At 65.9% G+C, this 649-nt stretch carries 1 protein-coding gene; it reads left to right on the top strand.

All coding sequences use genetic code 11. The features are described 5' to 3' along the window. On the top strand, window positions 1-649 hold a 649-nt coding region (locus tag ACTOQ1_RS42915; protein WP_440074383.1), incomplete at both ends, for a hypothetical protein.

The raw sequence follows: 649 nt of genomic DNA, 5'->3' as shown, positions 1-649 counted from the left end.
CCGGCGCCCCCACCACCCACCCGGCCACCACCCCCGCCGCCCTGGCCTACCGCGCCGCCTACAACGTCAAAGACCTGGTCGGCGGCTTCGGCATGGGCGACATCGACATCCAGCTGGTGCCACCCGGCACGAAGAGCACCTACAGCGCTTTGCTCCGATCCATTGATCTGGAGCGGGACCGGGCCGGCACCGGGGTGGCCGAGCACGAGGTGGGCCACGCCTTCATGCACCACCTGTACGGCGAGGACTTCTTCGAACTCGCCGACGACGAATGCCTTGATCATAGCTTCATGAAACCCTCCCCCCTAGCCGGCTGCGCTCTGGTGGAGGGTTTCGCGCACTGGCTGGCCCTGGCCGCCGAGAACGGTCACGGTCGTAGCGGCAACGCTTACCTGCTCAACGGCTCGAACGTGTGGTTGAACCTCGAGCGCTGCGAGATCAGCGTGGACGACAAGAGCGGCTATTGCCATGAGGAGGGCGAGAAGGTCGAAGCACGGGTCGCGGGCGCCCTGTGGGATCTGTATGACTCGGGCGAGGCCCTCTCACCGGTCAACGGTGGTTTCAGCGAGAGTTCCAGCCACTCCCTGGCCACGATCGTCGAAACGTTCCGGCGGCACGAGCCGCTCACCTTCACCGAGTTCTGGAACGC

It is taken from the genome of Streptosporangium sp. OZ121, from assembly GCF_051918885.1.
Lineage (GTDB): Bacteria > Actinomycetota > Actinomycetes > Streptosporangiales > Streptosporangiaceae > Streptosporangium.
Note: the sequence above shows the minus strand (reverse complement) of the source record. Positions and strands in the feature narration are given on the sequence as shown.